Source organism: Blastocatellia bacterium, from assembly GCA_016713405.1.
Lineage (GTDB): Bacteria > Acidobacteriota > Blastocatellia > Chloracidobacteriales > JADJPF01 > JADJPF01.
Genome location: JADJPF010000006.1, coordinates 196,410 through 212,124 on the forward strand (window position 1 = coordinate 196,410; position 15,715 = coordinate 212,124).

Genomic DNA, 15,715 nt, shown 5'->3' on the forward strand with positions numbered 1-15,715 from the left:
ACTAAAAGAGCCACCACAAACCAACTAATGCAAGTAAAGGAATTATTGTCCAAATACTTTCCCAAGTTTTTACTTCTGTAACATCTTGATTTTGCGTAAATGTTTTTACTTGTAAAATAAGAATAATTAAGACACCAACAATAGCCAAATAAAGTGTAAAGTTAAAAACCATTCCCACCCAATCATTAGCAGGTGTTTTTATTTGTAGAAGAAAACTATTTATTTGTCTTAATTCTAAAACAGTTTTTGTAAAGAAAAGATTGTTTAAGATTTCCATAAAACTAAAAGCTTAAGTTTATAAAACTAAACTTAATACCACGATAATAAAAGTTATTTCATTAAGTATTAGCATCATTCCTGAAGGCATAAAAGCACGAGTTTTTGACCAGCGCATAAAAAAAACAACGGATAGAGCTAAGCTTACTACTAAAGCTAAATAAGTACCTAGTTTAGCACCCTGAAGCATTATTATTCCACTTGCTAAAATAACAACTCCAGAAATTGAACCAGCAATTAAAGATGCCTTACTTTTTGCCTGTGTAAAGCCAATTACACCACCAGCAATAAGCAAAAACCCATAAACTAATACAAAATAAGTAGCAATTTTTTCCATATACGGTTTAGCTTACACCAAATAGCAATAATTTAACAAACCCTTGGCACCTTGGTTAAAGCGTATTGAGTTAAATTTTATATTTTTTAAGCTTAAACTTTTTCTAAGAGTGGTTAAAAAGTAAATTAGAAATATGTTTAAATTCCTCTTTAAGTTGATTAAGTAAGTCAACTAATTTGGACTGTTCAATTGATTTTTCCACACAAAGCTGTTCAAGTGCAATACAAAATGAAGCAAATTTCATTATACCTAAAGTAGTACTACTACCTTTTAAGCTATGGGTTATTATTTGTAATCTTTCCAGATCTAGAGAGGCTATTGATTGTTCTAGCTCAATTAGTTTTTGTTGGGCTTCTTCTCGATAAGTAAAAAGTATTTCAAGAAATAAGTCAGAATTGTTAGTTTGATCCAAATATTGCTGTAAGTCATTTAAGATAAGATAGTTTAAAGATGGGGCTGTAGGAGACTCAAATTTACTTTTAGCTTGAAGCATTTCATTGTTGAAATTAAATTTTATTGCTAAATCGTCTTTTGTCGTTAAACCAAAATCATAATTGTCCATATTATTAACCTCTTAAGCTTTTTAGTGTTTTATTTCTTGCTTAGTTTCACTAGCATATTCTAAAGCTAGCTTAACTTTTGATTGGGCAATTATTGTTCCTTTATTAACATGTACTAAAAATTTATTTATCTTATTGTATTAATTACTAGTTAATTACTAGTTAAATAAAATATAAGTAACTTTTATTTAACTTTTTACATTATAAGGAAAATAGCCCTGGGGAAAATCTGAACAAATGAGGATTTTTGCCTACTTTAGAAAACTAAACTGTTTAATCTTCTAACAAAAGCTTATGATGATCTGCTATTTAAGATTGTCAGAACTTTTTAGTTGTTTTATGCTAGTCGCTTTCGGTGTTAAAAATAAAACTATTGAGTGCCTAGTGATCATACCTAATAACATCAATCAATAATTTTCAATCTACTACCAAAAAGGAGAATGTAACCCTTGGATTCTATTATTTCTACTAAATTAAAACGACCAGAAAAAGTTGTTTGTGACGAATCAACTTTATCTGAACGTTATGGTAAATTTTTTGCTGAACCTTTTGAAAAAGGTTTTGGTAATGTAATTGGTAATAGCTTAAGAAGATCCTTGCTTTCCTCTATTGAAGGAGGAGCAATTACAGCAGTTCGTATTGAAGGAATAATGCACGAGTTCTCGCCAGTCTCTGGTGTGGTAGAAGATGCGACAGATATAATACTTAACCTTAAGCGAATTCCATTAAAAATGTATAGTGTAAACCCATGCACTTTAACAATTTCTGTTGCTGGCCCTAAAGTAGTCTACTCTAGAGACATTGAAACAGATGGAACTGTTGAAATTTTAAGACCTGATATCTATATTGCAACAGTTTCCGAAGGTGGCTATTTAGAAATTGAATTAAGAGTTAAACGTGGTCGCCGCTATGTTTCTGCTGATCGAAATTACGATCCAGATCTACCAATAGGTTTTATTACTGTAGACTCTGCTCATACTCCTATTGAAAAAGTTAATTTTCAAGTTGAACCTGTAAGACTAGAAGACAGTACTGAGTATGAACGCTTAGTTATAGAAATTTGGACTAATGGAAGCATCACGCCTGATCTATCACTTGGACTAGCAGCCAAGCTAATTAAAGATCATATGAGGATCTTTACTGGCGAAGAAGAAAAATTGCTGCTGAAATTAAAGACGATTTTCCAAGTGAAGCTAAATTGGAAGAAGATCTTGATATGCCAATTGAACATTTAGAGCTTTCTGTAAGAGCTTATAATTGTTTACGTAATGCTGATGTTAAAACACTTCGTGAACTACTTCAAAAATCTGAACGTGAACTACTAATGACCCGCAATTTTGGCCGTAAATCCCTAAATGAAATTAAAGAAATTCTAAGTGCTATGGGTCTACAACTTCGTCAAGATATTTAATAAAGTAACTAAAATTAACCACTTAATAGCCCAAGAACAAAATCTTGGGCTATTTTTATTTTAGGAAAATTTTCCAGATAAATAGCTTGACAATTTATTGTTGGCAGGAGTAAAATTTTGCTACTTGAAAAGGATTTTCATTTTCCCTTACAAATGAGGTTGCAACGGTGAAAGCCACAGACAGATTAATTGGAATTTTAGATTCAGACCAAGAAAACCAACGTCTTGAACTAGTTATAGAAACAGAACAAACACCTAAACTAGCATTAAGGCTATCAACTTACTCTAAAGGTTTAGGCTGGCATACACAAAAAACTATTTATATTGAAAATAATCAAGCTGAAGATTTGCAATTTTTATTAGGTGGTGCGCGTTCGCTACTTAAACAAGCTTTCCGTAACACAGAAAATGCTGTTACAAATGAGCTAGATAGAAAAGATATTGTTGTAGATAAAGAAGTTAATAAGATCAAGCATTTTAATTTTGCAGAAAGAAAATCAGCATAAAATTAGTAAGAATCAAAAAGATAAAAGCCCAGCAATTGCTGGGCTTTTGTTATTTTGTTATGAAGTTAGATATTTTGTATTAGCTTGCACGATGTAACTTAATTTCTTTTTCTCCATCTGATACTGCTACGCTATTTTTACTAGTCATTTTCTCCATATCTTCAACATGATTTTGTTCATCCTGGATAATGGACTCTAACATAAATTTTAAGGTTGGATTTCTATCAGACATTTCCCAAGCAGTCATATAAGCGGCTAAAGCATCTCGTTCAAGTTGTAAGTCTTGCTCTAACATGTCTTGTAAATCTGTGGTTTGATGAATAGTTGCAGGTTCAACGGTTGGAACACCACCTAGAGCAACAATTTTATCTCCAATAATGCTTGCGTGTTTTAAGGCTCCTTTGCTTTGTTCACGGAAAAAATCAGCATAAACAATTCTTTGATGACCGCTGACCAAAAAGCTATGTTGCATATATTGTACAACTCCAGCATACTCCAGGCTTAAAATTTTGTTAAGTTGCTCGATAATTTGTTCATTAGTGTAAGTATTTGACATTTTTTGCCTCTTTTCTATTTTCCTAATTTTTTAAGTTTTTCTTTGCGCCCGGCAGGAGGGCTTGGTTGTTTGCTGAAGAAAGATTAATAAAAAGATTTTCTTTGTCAAGCTAAATATCTGATAAATAAGCACTTAGCATTGAAATTCGTTTTCAGTTTCACCCCTTAAAATTCAAAAGTAAGTTGCCCTTGGCTTTGAAGTTTAATCATATTAGGATGTCCAAAAATTTCTTCGCAAGTTTGTCCAACTTGTTCAAATTTATTTTCATACTTGCGGTCAAGGCAGACAAAAAACCGCCATAAATAGCGGTGTTTATCTGTTAGGGTTTTTATTTCTGCATTTTGAAAATCTTTTAAGGATCTTGGGGCTTGATCATCAATTTTGACTAGGACTGAGGCTTCTTTTAAGGCCATACTAGCCGAAGGACAATAAATTATTACTGAGCCTTCTGTTAGCCCTAGTCGGTCAGTTATTTCTTGTTCTGCTTTAGTTCTAGCTAGATCTTCGTTGTAATAAAACTTTTTCACTAAAACTTTTTGTTCATCTGCTGTAATACCTGTTTTTGATTCATTTTGCTTTAAGGTCAATAAATAGACTCGTTTATAAAGTTGTCTATTTTCAATAGCTGTTACAAGTTTAGTAACAGCACGATTATGAGTTTTAGTTTTTAGAAAGTATAAAAAGCTGTCATCTCTTAGCTCATATAAATCTTCTAATTTGATCTTTTGGTTTTCTAGCGCAAGCTCTAAAGCCTTAGAAATCATTGCTCCAGCTACAGCCTTAGCATGATGATAATAAACTCGCTCGGTTAGAGTGTAACGAATCCTAAGCAAATTTATTAGCTCTGATAGTGCATCATGACGAAACAGACCTCGCTTTTGCAATTCAATAACAAATTGACCATCAATTATAGAAAAATAGCGAAAAATTCTTTCGTCATAACCCTGTGCAACACCACAAAAAAAGGCATCACGTTTTAAGTAGTCCAACAAATCAGCGCAAATTGTTCCAGCAACAATTTGATAATGAAAGGGTGCTGAGAGTTTTTCTTTATCACCAGCTAAAATATCAAAAACATCATAGTAAATACCACTAGACATTAAAGCTGACCGAATAGGTTTACTATCCAGAAAATAGCTTAATCTTTGCTTATTTTTATCATGTCGTTCAAAAATTCGCCGTTCATCCTCAAAAGTATGACCATAAGGAATATGGGTAATATCATGAAGTAGTGCCGCGCTAACAATTACTTTTTCACTATATGAATCAAAAGGAAATTCTCGTCCAGAGCTAATATGATTTTGGGCGATTGCTTCCTAACATTTTTCTAGCTAACCAGGCTGTTCCTAAAGAATGCTCAAAACGACTATGAACCGCTCCAGGATAGACTAGCAACGATGTGCCAAGCTGCTTTATTCCTCTCATTCGCTGCATTTGTGGTGTGTCAATTAAAGCAACTTCTTCCCTACTAAAAAGCATGTCTCCATGAACAGGATCACGAAAAATTTTACTTGCCATCCATCTACCTTTAATTACCTAAGTTTATGAAGTTAAATCCTTCATTGTGTCTTCAAAAGCGTTTAAGACTTCTGTTAGCAGATCTTTAGAAATATTAAGTGCTGGTTCAATTCTTATAACTTTAGAATTAAGCAATGTTCCTGCTACTAAAACACCTCGTCGAAATAATCCAGCAGCAACAGCATAGCCAAATTCATTATCAACAAACTCTAATCCAATTAATAAACCTTTACCTCTAACATCAATTAAGTATTCTTTATAGCGTGATTGAATATCACGAAAACTTTTTAGCAAGAATTCTCCAGACACCGCAGCTTGTCCAGCTAAATCTTCTTCTAAAGTAACATTAATTGCAGAAATTCCAGCAGCACAAGCTAGAGGGTTGCCACCAAAAGTTGATGAATGGATAAAGGGATTTTCTTCTAAAACGCCCCAAATTTCTGGGGTAGAAATAAAGGCTGAAAGCGGCATGACTCCACCACCTAAAGCTTTACCTAAGCACATAATATCTGGAACAACATTCCAGTGATCTACTGCAAACATTTTACCTGTCCGCCCCATTCCAGTTTGCACTTCATCAGCAATTAGCAAGACTTGGAATTTGTCGCAAATTTCTCGTAATCTAGGAAAATAATCATCTGGTGGGACAATTGCGCCTGCTTCACCTTGTACAGGCTCAACAACAACGGCTGCAATGCCCATTCCTACGGCTTCAGCCTTTTGTAGTTCCCATTCAACTTCTTCTGCATCTCCAAAAGGTACAAAGAAAACATCTTGCAGCAATGGTTCAAAAGGTACTCGATAAGCCGCTTTACCCATTAAACTTAAGCTGCCATAGGATTTTCCATGAAAGCCTTTTATACAGCTAATAAAACCTGGTTTTTTTGTATAAAGTCGGGCTAGTTTCATTGCTCCTTCTACAGCATCCGTTCCATTATTAATAAAAAAACTATACTGTAAATCACCAGGAGCAATTTCACCTAATAAATTAGCTAGGGCACCTCGTAGAGGGTCAAAAAGTTCTTGGCTAGAAAGAGGCATTCTTTGAAGTTGTGTAGTAACAGCAGATAGAATTTTAGGATGTTTAATCCCTGCACTATAAATGCCATAGCCGCCCAAGCAATCAATAAAACGTCGTCCCATAATGTCAGTAATAATTGAGCCTTGACCATCCCACTCAATAGCAGCGTAAAGCCCTGATTCCGTCATTGACTTACGATATTCTAAGAACCCTTTATTATAGTAGGAGTTAAAATTGTCTATAGTATCGCGCTCAATTCGTCTTTTCTGGTAATCATTTACATGGTCTAAAGAGATTATTTTTAACCAGCGAGCAGATTCTACAATGGCTTGTTGATAACGAGATTCTTTCTCGTCAGGCTGTTCTGTGACGACCTTAAAGTTTTTCATAAATCACCTTTATTTTATCTTAAGGAAAGTAAATTAATTTTTTGATAAATATTTAAGATAAGCAAGCAAAAAGTAAGACAAAAGCTATGTGTGTGTTAAAGAATATTTATTATGGCAGAGATTTGTTGATAGATAGATGTTAGAACTAAAAATTTTTGAGCTATTTAGGGTTTTACTCATAAATCACCTGGCTTTAATTCTGCGATTTTTTAATTAGTAATCTAGTGTATCGCAGTTTACCAAGGTTTAAATAATTAAATATCAATTGAAGTTAACCAAGTTGCTTTAAAATTAGCCGATTAATTTTACTAAGTCAACACTTGACAGAAAGCTACTAAGAGCCGATGATAAAGAATTAGCGCAAGTAAAATCAATAATAACAAATAATAACTTTAGAGGTGTTTTTGTGATAAAAAAAAGAATGTTTTTGCTGTTTGCAATGCTTATTTTATTGCTAGCTAATAACTTAGTAGCCCAACAACCAGCCATAACCAAAGAAAGACAAAGCATATTAAAAGCTTCTGAAACCATATTAAAAGAAGTAAGTGAGTTACGAGGTTTGCCAGCTAAAAACCCTGCTAAATCTGGCTTTAAGTCTCGTCCTGAACTTCAAGAAATTGTAGTCCGCGACCTAGACGAAGAGCATTCCCCAGAACAGCTAAAATCACAACATCGTTTCCTAGTTCGCCTTGGTTTAGTTCCAAAAGATTACAATTTACGAGAAGAAACCATAAAGCTACTTTGCGAGCAAATAGGCGGGTTTTATGATCCGCGAACAGGAGAATTTTACTTAGTCGATTGGCTAGAACTAGAAGAACAAAAGCCTGTAATAGCTCATGAATTAATGCACGCTGTCCAGGATCAAAATTTTAATCTTCGCCGTTTTGACAAATTTCCTAAAGATAAAGGTGATCAAGAACTAGCAATTCAAGCTTTAATTGAAGGCGAAGCAACAATTGTAATGTTTAACTATTTATTTAAGGCACAAGGGCTAGACATTACTAAAATGCCTGTTCCTATTTCATCTTTACTAGAATTAGGTAATAGTGCTAGCGATAATAATCGCTTTCCTGTGCTAGCAAAAACACCTAGAGCAATAAAAGAAACGCTAGAATTTCCTTATATTTATGGTGCTTCTTTTGTTCAACAAGTAGTAGGCAAAAGCTCATGGCAAAAAATTGCAGACCTCTATAATAGCGAATTAGTAGAAAGCACAGAGCAAATTTTACATCCAGAAAAAGTCTTAAAACGTGAAAGCCCTGTAATCATTAAGTTTCCAGACCTTACCGCACAACTTGGAGAAAACTGGCAAAAGGCAGAAACTAGCGTCCAAGGTGAGTATGGTTATTATCAAATTTTAGTTGAATTCTTAAGTAAAGATCAGGCTAAAACTGCTGCTGCTGGTTGGGGTGGTGATCAATATGGTTTTTATGACCAAACTAAAACAGGTGATAATGTTTTAGTACAATTATCTAATTGGGATACAGAAAAAGACGCTGAAGAATTTTTTAAAGCTTATCAAGAGCGTAGCTTAAAACGCTATCCTAAAGCTAAACTTGTTAGTGATGAAAAAAATCCAAATTTGTTTATTTATTCTTCAGACGAAGGAATGATTTTAATTGAACGCCGTGACCAAGAGATTTTGACAATAGAAGGCATAAGCGAAGCAAAACTAAAAGCCTTAACTGAAAGTATTTGGAAAGGTTTTAATAAAATCTCTCCTGATACAAAACAAGTTGTTGCTGCTAAGTAATAATTCACTAATATTAAATAAAAAAGCCTAGCAGTTGATTGCTAGGCTTTTTTATTTAATGCTTTTCTATAGTCCTGCAATTTTACGAATATCTTTAATTAATAAATATAAATGTAGTGGATCTGTAGGAGAAGAAACAAAATTAAATCTTTCATAAAAGCGTCTTGCATTTTCATCTTTTGCATGAACAATAAATGCTCTAATTCCTATAATATCAGCCGCTTGCAATATTCGCTTCATTGCATCTTTTAATAAACCTGCTCCAACGCCTTTTCCTTGCCAATCAATATTTACGGCTAAACGCGCTAATATTGCTACTGGTACAGGATAACGTGCTAAACCTTTAGTAAGCCTGTCTGGTGCATCATCATAAGCAATTTCTCCTACAACAATTGTGTAGAATCCAACAATAAAATTGTCTGATAAACCTAAATAAGTTTGTGAAGCATTAGCTAATTGATTAGCAAATGCAAAGCGCACAAGAAACCGATTAAGATCTTCCTGCCCACAGTCAAAATTTTCTACCGCATGATCTCGCCGTAGTTTTTCTATATAAAACAAAGTTTCTAAATCTCCTGCTTTTCAAAAACACTTGGCTCATCAAAAAGTTGTTGCAACCTAGGCAATGTCATTACTTCTTTGTCTAAAGCTTCTATAAAGGCTGTCCATTGTTCAGCTTTAAGACCAAAATGTTTTCGGTCAGCTAAGGTTTCTTCTGCACGGGCAAGCGCACTTTCTAAGACAAACTCACTTACAGAACGTTGTAGAAGTGTAGCAGCAGAATAAAGTTTTTGTTTGGCTTCAGGTGTTAAGCGTATATCAAGTTTTTGTGTTTTGGTTGTTTTACTAGACATATAAATCCTTTTTCTTGCTTTAACCAAAATTGACTATAACAGAAATGTCTGACAATGTCAGGACAATTTTTAATTACTTAACCTCTACACAAATATTGGTGGCTGGGAATTTGCGTCCTTCATGATTAATCCAAACTACTAGAGTGTAAATTCCTGGTTTTCCTTCTTTTGAGCTAATTAGACAAGAAAACTTCCCTGTTTCTTTATCAACTTCTATACTTCCCGTTGTTCCATCTGGGTAGCTATAACCATCTGCCGTTTTAGTATGTAGCACAAGACGATCTTTAGGAAAACCATATTGGGTTGTCCTATTAAGAAAATCTATAGTCATTTTTTCTGGGAACGGTTCATAAAAGACATCTATTGTATGAAGTTCAGTTGCTTCAAAAAGTAGTTCTCCTTTAATTACAATATCTTCGCCAAGCTTGATTTTTCGTGCAATTGGCTCAACATCAACATAGTGTGCAACAAATTCTTCTGCTATTTGTAAGCGGTTTTGATTAAAGAAAAATGCTAGTCCAACATGTGTATGTTGTGGTTGCAAAATAGTTCGGCGATGACTGTCATTTGGTGGGTATTCATTAAACATTGCTAAATGAAGTTGCTCAACTATTGATGGAATCCGAGCAGGGTCTAAGCCGCTATTGCTCCATTTTCCAGCAACATTTTCCATAACAGCATCAACTCCGCCTGCATAAGAATAGCGCATATAAGGTTTTAAGCCTGCTTGGTTCCAATGGCTTGTAAACTCATAATCTAGCATTTCTTGGCAATGGCTCGCTGCAACTTTGCTAGCAAAATCATCTAGTTCAACAGGTCTAAGGCCAAAACTAGCTCGCTCTTGATTAATTAAGCTTAAAATATGCTGCTTAAGTTGATTAATTTGATTTGTTGATAAAGTTGGATAAGCAAAAGTTGAATAAACAGGTAGTTGATTAAGACAAGTTAATGCAAACAAAAAGATAAATATAGAGCAAATCTAATATTTTTACGCTTCATAGAAAATTTAACCCTACATTTGCATAATGCTTAAAGCCCGATAAACTAGGCGAATTTGACCTAATCTTACTTCATAGCCGTTTTGCAAATGACCTTCGTTAACTCGCTGACCATTAATAAAAATACCGTTGATACTACCTAAATCTTGGAGGACATGAAAACCTCGTTCATCCCAAAAAATACGTGCATGGCGATTTTCTATAGTTTCATCATCTAAAACAAAATCATTATCCAGAGTTTTACCTATATTTGTTGTAGGTTTATCTAAAATATGAACTGTTTGTTCGGTTCCAGACTCAGTTATTTTAATAAAATGTGGATAAACTGTTGTAGGTGCAGAATGTGTTATAGCCAGCAAACTGTTATAACATCGGCTACATTGAACTGCGCCAGGCTGGTTAATTTCACTACATTTGCTACAAGAGCGCATTTCCCCTAAGTCAATTTGTGGCAATTTGTTACGACAACCACGACAAGTTAAGCCTGCCTTACCTAATTGACCACACTGAGGGCATTTTAGCATTGCTTTTAACTTGTTTGTAGTTGGACGTTTAGGAGAAGTTTTAATAAAACCTAATACTTTATGCTCTACATACCAAAACATTCCACCCATTAATAAGAAAATTGGTAGAAATGACACAATAATAGAAGCATCGCCTAGCATAGATAAAATAAAATTATAAAGACCGTGAACAATGGCAGCAGCCAATAATCCATAAAGAATTATATTTGTTCTTTGACCGCCGCTATTTGGTGCGGCTTTAGCACGGCTAAGGGCAAGACCCCAAAAGGCAGAAAATAAAGCGTGTCCAGCGTTAGCTAGGGGACCTCGAACAGTTAGAATATCTAAGCTCTTAAATTGGCTAACATATAAAACATTTTCTGCTGCTGCAAATCCTAATGCTGCCGCAGCAGAGTAAATTACCCCATCAATAGGCTCGTCAAATTCAGGTAATTTATAGGCAAATACAAGTACAGCCAACAATTTAACTGTTTCCTCTACTGGCCCAACTATCCCAAAAAACATTACAAAATTTGCTAGAAAATTTTCTTGTCCTAAAAATATTGCTACAAAAAGCATTCCTACTGTATTAAGAACTAGTGCTGGTATAGTAGAAAAAATGCCTAATAAAAATGTAATGGCAACTAAAGAAATAGGTTCTCGGTCATACCAATCTTGAACATAAAAAAAAACTAACCAAAAAAGACAGGGCAGCAGAGATAAAATTATTATTGACATAAAACTATAGCCTTAAAATTTTTAGTTGATATTTCCAAATATTTCTAGCTGTTTGCCTAAAAATTGGTTAATGATATCATCTGATTAAATAGCTAACAATCCTTAATTTGTAAGTATTTGTTTTTACAGACTTTTTCTTTTGGTATTTATAGATATAAAGTAAAAAATCTTAGTTTAATAGGTTAAATACTGAAGTAAATAAAAGGTTATTAATTTAATGATTAAATATACTTTGTTTTTTTAATTCTAATATTTGCTAGTTGTATGAATACTCCAACAAAATCTACAGAACAAATTTCTTTCACACTTGAGCATCAAGGCGCAATGCGCGATATGTTTTTAGAAGGAAATATAAAAGGTAATATTGCACTTACAGAATTTAGCAATAAACCCCATCTATATGCAGTTGCTCCATTAGAAGGTTTAAGCGGTGAAATTATGATTTGGGACTCTATCCCTTACATTAGTTTTATTCGCAATAATTCTGTTGTAGTTGAAAAATCATTTGATAAAAAAGCTATTTTTATGGTTTGGGCAGAGGTTTCTGATTGGCAAGAAATAGCTATTACAAATATTAAAAGTTATTCTGAGTTAGAAAAGTTTGTAGCTCAAAGTGCAAAAAGTGCCAATATAGATATAAATAAACCTTTCCCTTTTTTACTCAAAGGTTGTCCATTAAAAGTTAATTGGCATATTAATAATTATGTTTCTGACAACACCCCTGTTAGTCAAGAAAAACATAACCAATCTAAGTTTAAGAGTGTTTTAGAACAAGAAAAAGTAGAAATACTTGGGTTTTACTCTGATAAACACCAAGGAATATTTACTCATCACTCATCTAACACTCATATGCATGTGAGAAATCAGACAGGGGATATTATAGGACATATTGATGATATTACGTTAGGTGATCAAATGTCGCTTTATTTACCAAAATAATAATTTATTTTAGCCTTAAGCTTTTGAATTTATTAAGAATAGGAACAGTTATTGCGTATCTTAAAGTCATAAATAAGCTCTTTTAAGTTTCCAATTAATAAGTTAGAAAGGAGGAACATTATGAAAGTCTTATTAGCAGTAGATGGCTCACCTTGTAGTGATGCTGCTATTGATGAAGTAGCACAACGGCCTTGGCCGGAAGGCACTGAAATTATGGTTTTAAGTGTTGTTCATATAATTTCAGATTGGCCTGATCCAATATTTTTTGGTGTTCGTATGATGGCTTATGAGCAACACAGAAAAGAAGCTAGAGATAATATAGATAAAGCTACAACAAAATTAATAGAAACTTTTGGTAATGAAAATTTCCCCATAATTGGTGAAATTTTAGAAGGCTCTCCTAAGAAATTAATTGTTGAAGAAGCTGAAAATTGGGGAGCAGATTTGATAATTTTAGGTTCACATGGTCGTGGTGCAGTAGGAAAAACTTTTTTAGGTTCAGTATCCTTAGCAGTTATTTCACATGCAAAATGTTCAGTTGAAGTTGTGCGTTTAAAAGCCAATAACTGTAGCGGCATAGTTACTTAACTTTTAATCTTTAACTCAAAAAGAGTTAGTGAATAATATTGCTAACTCTTTCTGTTTTGTAACTCCTACCCAAATATAGGTTTATGTCCAACTAAGTTTGAATCAGGGTAAACTACTTTTTTTAGTTTTTTGATATTTCCCTTTAGCATGGATGTAACAAAGTATTGGGAAAGTTATTCTTGAAAGTAGTAATGATGCCACTTCACCAGCCATTAATGAAAGAGCTAAACCTTGGAAAAAGGTCAAACAAAATTTTTGAAGTACCTACAATAACTACTCATTGGGCGAAACCTAACTGCACCAGCATCAATTGCAGCTTCGCTTAATGGCATACCTTCCTTAAGTCTTAACTCTATAAAATCTACCAAAATAATAGAATTTCTTACTACAATACTGGCTCTAGCAATAAAACCTATCATTAATTTAGCCTGATTCGTACCTAGTTTTTAATAAATAGCGAAAAAAAGTGAAGAACCCACCGCAAGCAGTGGGACATTCAGAGCGTGTCTCATAAAATTTGCTGGACGTGTTGCCTCTTCTAATGAAATTAAAGAAATATTAAGTCAATGTCTGGTTAAATAACCACTTAGTCTAATTGTCCTTAAGCTCTATACTTCTATCAGTTGTAAAGCTATAAATAAGTCTTGTACATTAAGAAAACAGCAACAAAAAATAGCTACTGGTATAAACTAAAAATTCCAAATAATAAGGTAAATTTTATGATTGAAATAAAAGTGCCTGCTTCATCGGCAAACTTAGGAGCAGGTTTTGACTGTTTTGGTTTAGCTTTAGAGCTTTTTCTAACACTAGAAATTAACTTTTCAGAAAGTTGGAAAGTAGAACTCTTTGGTCAAGGAGCAAACACACTTCCAACAACGGAAAAAAACTTAATTCTAAAAGTAGCTCAATTTGTTGCTGATGGCGAGGGGATAACTTTACCTGCACTTCATATAAAAATAGATAATCAAATTCCACTAGCTAGGGGGCTAGGCAGCAGTGCAGCAGCCATTGTTGCAGGTATTAGCCTTGTAGAAGCAATATTAGAAAAAGAATTTGCTACAAGTAAGTTTTTTCATTATGCAAAAGCCTTTGAAAACCATTTTGATAATACTTCTGCTGCTCGTTATGGTGGTTTTACTTTAGCACTTGAAAGTAACCAAGATGATATTTTGATACTTAAACAAGCTTGGCCTGAAAAAATAAAAACTCTGGTGACAATTCCAAATTTTCAATTAAATACTGAAAAAGCCCGCAGTGTGTTGCCTGCAAGTTATTCCCGCAAGGATGCTGTCTTTAACCTACAACATGCACTACTTTTTCAAGCAGCATTAATGCAGGAAAAATATGATTTAATTGGCGAAGCTATTTTGGATTGTTGGCATCAACCCTTCCGCGCTCCCCTTGTACCAGGTCTTGAGCAAGCTTTAAGATTAAAGATTCCTGGGCTTTTGGGAACAGCTTTAAGTGGTTCTGGCCCAACACTTTTAGCATTAATTACAGAAAATTTTGACGAAATAGCTAAAAATCTGGTAAAAATATTTGCCCAACATAATATTGATGCTGAAACAAAACTTTTAAGTGTAGATAAACAAGGAAGGACAATTAAACAATATTAAGAAATTAAATAACTTAATATTGTTTTAAGTATATATGAGTAAAAAAATTCGTGTAGGTATTTTAGGAGCAACTGGAATGGTGGGACAACGTTTTATCCAGTTGCTAGATGGACATCCTCAATTTGAAGTTACTGCCCTGGCTGCGTCTGAGCGTTCAGAATCTCGTAATTTTGCTGATGCTTGCAACTGGAAATTATCTAGCCCAATGCCTAGTTGGGTAAAGACTATGCCGCTACAAGCTTGTCAACCTCCATTAGATTGCGACATTGTTTTTTCTAGCCTTCCATCCTCAATGGCTGGCACAGTAGAAACAGATTTTGCCCGTGCTGGCTATGCAGTTATTAGTAACTCCTCTAATCATCGAATGGCTAGCGATGTCCCGCTTTTGGTTCCAGAAATAAACTCTGAACATATTGGACTAATTGATGTTCAACGAAAAAATGGTCAAAAAGGCTATATTGTCACTAATCCAAATTGTACAACTGTAGCTCTAGTCTTAGCTCTAGCTCCACTCCAGCAAGCTTTTGGCATTGAAGCTGTTATAGTTTCAACTATGCAAGCTTTGTCTGGTGCTGGCTATCCTGGAGTAGCGTCACTAGATATTATTGATAACGTTGTACCTTACATTGATGGTGAAGAAAAGAAAGTTGAAAGCGAACCCCAAAAAATTCTAGGTTTAATGTCCAATAATTCTGTGATACATGCTGATTTTGCTATTAGCGCACAATGTCATAGGGTAAATGTTTCTGATGGTCATACTGAAGCAGTAACTATTAAGTTAAAGAAAAAGACTACAGTTTCAGCATTAATTGAAATTATGGAGAATTTTCAAGGTGAGCCTCAAAAGCTTAAACTCTATAGCGCACCTAGTAAACCAGTAATTGTGTTAAGTGAGCAAAACCGTCCTCAACCTCGCTTAGACCGTGATTTAGAAAAAGGAATGGCAACTATAGTTGGTCGAGTAAGAGAGGATACCATTTTAGATTTTCGATTTACTTTACTTGGACATAATACAATTAGAGGGGCAGCCGGAGCAGCAATTCTTAATGCAGAACTTTTAATTGCTAAAGGTTATATTTAACTTAGTGAAGCTTGGCACAAGGACAAGTGCCAAGCTAAATTTTGCTTCTTTGATAATACCAACTTAAAACT

The 15,715-nt window shown here is 34.1% G+C and carries 19 protein-coding genes and 1 pseudogene; 8 read left to right on the plus strand and 12 right to left on the minus strand.

The genetic code is table 11. The features are described from left to right. Position 1: 1 nt before the first annotated feature. From IPK14_09755 to IPK14_09765, 3 genes are all read right to left on the minus strand, one after another. Entirely contained in the window at positions 2-277 is a 276-nt protein-coding gene (locus IPK14_09755) for a hypothetical protein (GenBank protein ID MBK7993688.1), read from the minus strand. Positions 278-295: 18 nt separating this feature from the next. Then, entirely contained in the window at positions 296-613 is a 318-nt protein-coding gene (locus tag IPK14_09760; protein ID MBK7993689.1) for a TMEM14 family protein, read from the minus strand. A 103-nt stretch (positions 614-716) separates the two neighbouring features. Next, the gene (locus IPK14_09765) at positions 717-1,175 is read right to left on the minus strand and encodes an Hpt domain-containing protein (GenBank protein ID MBK7993690.1); all 459 of its coding nucleotides are present in this window, start codon (positions 1,173-1,175) and stop codon (positions 717-719) included. A 447-nt stretch (positions 1,176-1,622) separates the two neighbouring features. Here IPK14_09765 and rpoA point away from each other — a divergent pair, with 447 nt between their 5' ends. The 3 genes from rpoA to IPK14_09780 all read left to right on the plus strand — a co-directional run bounded on the left by rpoA (position 1,623) and on the right by IPK14_09780 (position 3,090). After that, complete coding sequence (rpoA, locus tag IPK14_09770; protein ID MBK7993691.1) at positions 1,623-2,408, plus strand: DNA-directed RNA polymerase subunit alpha; 786 nt, start codon at positions 1,623-1,625, stop codon at positions 2,406-2,408. After that, positions 2,390-2,584 carry a hypothetical protein gene (locus IPK14_09775; protein ID MBK7993692.1) on the plus strand — a complete coding sequence of 65 codons (195 nt, stop codon included), beginning with the start codon at positions 2,390-2,392 and terminating at the stop codon, positions 2,582-2,584. Before rpoA ends, IPK14_09775 begins: the two co-directional genes overlap by 19 nt. Before the next feature lie 167 nt (positions 2,585-2,751). Continuing rightward, a complete protein-coding gene (locus IPK14_09780) occupies positions 2,752-3,090 on the plus strand; it encodes a hypothetical protein (protein ID MBK7993693.1) in 339 nt (112 codons plus the stop codon). A 79-nt stretch (positions 3,091-3,169) separates the two neighbouring features. On the opposite strand, the gene IPK14_09785 is transcribed toward IPK14_09780, so the two are convergent. The 4 genes from IPK14_09785 to IPK14_09800 all read right to left on the minus strand — a co-directional run bounded on the left by IPK14_09785 (position 3,170) and on the right by IPK14_09800 (position 6,574). Next, positions 3,170-3,646, minus strand: coding sequence for a ferritin (locus IPK14_09785; GenBank protein MBK7993694.1), 477 nt, complete (start codon positions 3,644-3,646; stop codon positions 3,170-3,172). A 164-nt stretch (positions 3,647-3,810) separates the two neighbouring features. Beyond that, positions 3,811-4,746, minus strand: a complete 936-nt coding sequence (locus tag IPK14_09790) for a hypothetical protein (protein ID MBK7993695.1) — start codon at positions 4,744-4,746, stop codon at positions 3,811-3,813. A gap of 190 nt (positions 4,747-4,936) precedes the next feature. After that, complete coding sequence (locus IPK14_09795) at positions 4,937-5,164, minus strand: hypothetical protein (protein MBK7993696.1); 228 nt, start codon at positions 5,162-5,164, stop codon at positions 4,937-4,939. Between the two features lie 24 nt (positions 5,165-5,188). After that, positions 5,189-6,574, minus strand: coding sequence for a putrescine aminotransferase (locus IPK14_09800; protein MBK7993697.1), 1,386 nt, complete (start codon positions 6,572-6,574; stop codon positions 5,189-5,191). 406 nt (positions 6,575-6,980) lie between these two features. Here IPK14_09800 and IPK14_09805 point away from each other — a divergent pair, with 406 nt between their 5' ends. Then, positions 6,981-8,327 carry a hypothetical protein gene (locus IPK14_09805; protein MBK7993698.1) on the plus strand — a complete coding sequence of 449 codons (1,347 nt, stop codon included), beginning with the start codon at positions 6,981-6,983 and terminating at the stop codon, positions 8,325-8,327. 66 nt (positions 8,328-8,393) lie between these two features. On the opposite strand, the gene IPK14_09810 is transcribed toward IPK14_09805, so the two are convergent. From IPK14_09810 to IPK14_09825, 4 genes are all read right to left on the minus strand, one after another. Continuing rightward, entirely contained in the window at positions 8,394-8,888 is a 495-nt protein-coding gene (locus IPK14_09810) for a GNAT family N-acetyltransferase (GenBank protein ID MBK7993699.1), read from the minus strand. A gap of 5 nt (positions 8,889-8,893) precedes the next feature. Further along, positions 8,894-9,181, minus strand: a complete 288-nt coding sequence (locus tag IPK14_09815) for a DUF1778 domain-containing protein (protein ID MBK7993700.1) — start codon at positions 9,179-9,181, stop codon at positions 8,894-8,896. A 73-nt stretch (positions 9,182-9,254) separates the two neighbouring features. Continuing rightward, positions 9,255-10,139, minus strand: coding sequence for a CAP domain-containing protein (locus IPK14_09820; GenBank protein MBK7993701.1), 885 nt, complete (start codon positions 10,137-10,139; stop codon positions 9,255-9,257). A gap of 54 nt (positions 10,140-10,193) precedes the next feature. After that, entirely contained in the window at positions 10,194-11,420 is a 1,227-nt protein-coding gene (locus IPK14_09825; protein ID MBK7993702.1) for a PrsW family intramembrane metalloprotease, read from the minus strand. A gap of 264 nt (positions 11,421-11,684) precedes the next feature. Here IPK14_09825 and IPK14_09830 point away from each other — a divergent pair, with 264 nt between their 5' ends. Both IPK14_09830 and IPK14_09835 read left to right on the plus strand, forming a co-directional pair. After that, a complete protein-coding gene (locus tag IPK14_09830) occupies positions 11,685-12,359 on the plus strand; it encodes an acetolactate decarboxylase (protein ID MBK7993703.1) in 675 nt (224 codons plus the stop codon). Positions 12,360-12,479: 120 nt separating this feature from the next. Next, complete coding sequence (locus tag IPK14_09835) at positions 12,480-12,947, plus strand: universal stress protein (protein ID MBK7993704.1); 468 nt, start codon at positions 12,480-12,482, stop codon at positions 12,945-12,947. A 102-nt stretch (positions 12,948-13,049) separates the two neighbouring features. Here the strand turns inward: IPK14_09835 and IPK14_09840 are convergent. Then, a pseudogene (locus IPK14_09840) lies at positions 13,050-13,366 on the minus strand (efflux RND transporter permease subunit). Between the two features lie 300 nt (positions 13,367-13,666). Here IPK14_09840 and IPK14_09845 point away from each other — a divergent pair. Both IPK14_09845 and asd read left to right on the plus strand, forming a co-directional pair. Beyond that, a complete protein-coding gene (locus tag IPK14_09845; GenBank protein MBK7993705.1) occupies positions 13,667-14,563 on the plus strand; it encodes a homoserine kinase in 897 nt (298 codons plus the stop codon). A 34-nt stretch (positions 14,564-14,597) separates the two neighbouring features. After that, positions 14,598-15,644: an aspartate-semialdehyde dehydrogenase gene (gene asd / locus IPK14_09850; protein MBK7993706.1), complete on the plus strand. Its 1,047-nt coding sequence runs from the start codon at positions 14,598-14,600 to the stop codon at positions 15,642-15,644. Positions 15,645-15,715: the final 71 nt, after the last annotated feature.

What these genes read in the sequence shown, in the direction of transcription:
- IPK14_09755 (MBK7993688.1), bottom strand. Translation starts at nt 277, where the DNA reads ATGGAAATCTTAAACAATCTTTTCTTTACAAAAACTGTTTTAGAATTA.
- IPK14_09760 (MBK7993689.1), bottom strand. Translation starts at nt 613, where the DNA reads ATGGAAAAAATTGCTACTTATTTTGTATTAGTTTATGGGTTTTTGCTT.
- IPK14_09765 (MBK7993690.1), bottom strand. Translation starts at nt 1,175, where the DNA reads ATGGACAATTATGATTTTGGTTTAACGACAAAAGACGATTTAGCAATA.
- IPK14_09775 (MBK7993692.1), top strand. Translation starts at nt 2,390, where the DNA reads ATGCCAATTGAACATTTAGAGCTTTCTGTAAGAGCTTATAATTGTTTA.
- IPK14_09785 (MBK7993694.1), bottom strand. Translation starts at nt 3,646, where the DNA reads ATGTCAAATACTTACACTAATGAACAAATTATCGAGCAACTTAACAAA.
- IPK14_09790 (MBK7993695.1), bottom strand. Translation starts at nt 4,746, where the DNA reads ATGTCTAGTGGTATTTACTATGATGTTTTTGATATTTTAGCTGGTGAT.
- IPK14_09795 (MBK7993696.1), bottom strand. Translation starts at nt 5,164, where the DNA reads ATGGCAAGTAAAATTTTTCGTGATCCTGTTCATGGAGACATGCTTTTT.
- IPK14_09800 (MBK7993697.1), bottom strand. Translation starts at nt 6,574, where the DNA reads ATGAAAAACTTTAAGGTCGTCACAGAACAGCCTGACGAGAAAGAATCT.
- IPK14_09815 (MBK7993700.1), bottom strand. Translation starts at nt 9,181, where the DNA reads ATGTCTAGTAAAACAACCAAAACACAAAAACTTGATATACGCTTAACA.
- IPK14_09825 (MBK7993702.1), bottom strand. Translation starts at nt 11,420, where the DNA reads ATGTCAATAATAATTTTATCTCTGCTGCCCTGTCTTTTTTGGTTAGTT.
- IPK14_09830 (MBK7993703.1), top strand. Translation starts at nt 11,685, where the DNA reads ATGAATACTCCAACAAAATCTACAGAACAAATTTCTTTCACACTTGAG.
- IPK14_09835 (MBK7993704.1), top strand. Translation starts at nt 12,480, where the DNA reads ATGAAAGTCTTATTAGCAGTAGATGGCTCACCTTGTAGTGATGCTGCT.
- IPK14_09845 (MBK7993705.1), top strand. Translation starts at nt 13,667, where the DNA reads ATGATTGAAATAAAAGTGCCTGCTTCATCGGCAAACTTAGGAGCAGGT.
- asd (MBK7993706.1), top strand. Translation starts at nt 14,598, where the DNA reads ATGAGTAAAAAAATTCGTGTAGGTATTTTAGGAGCAACTGGAATGGTG.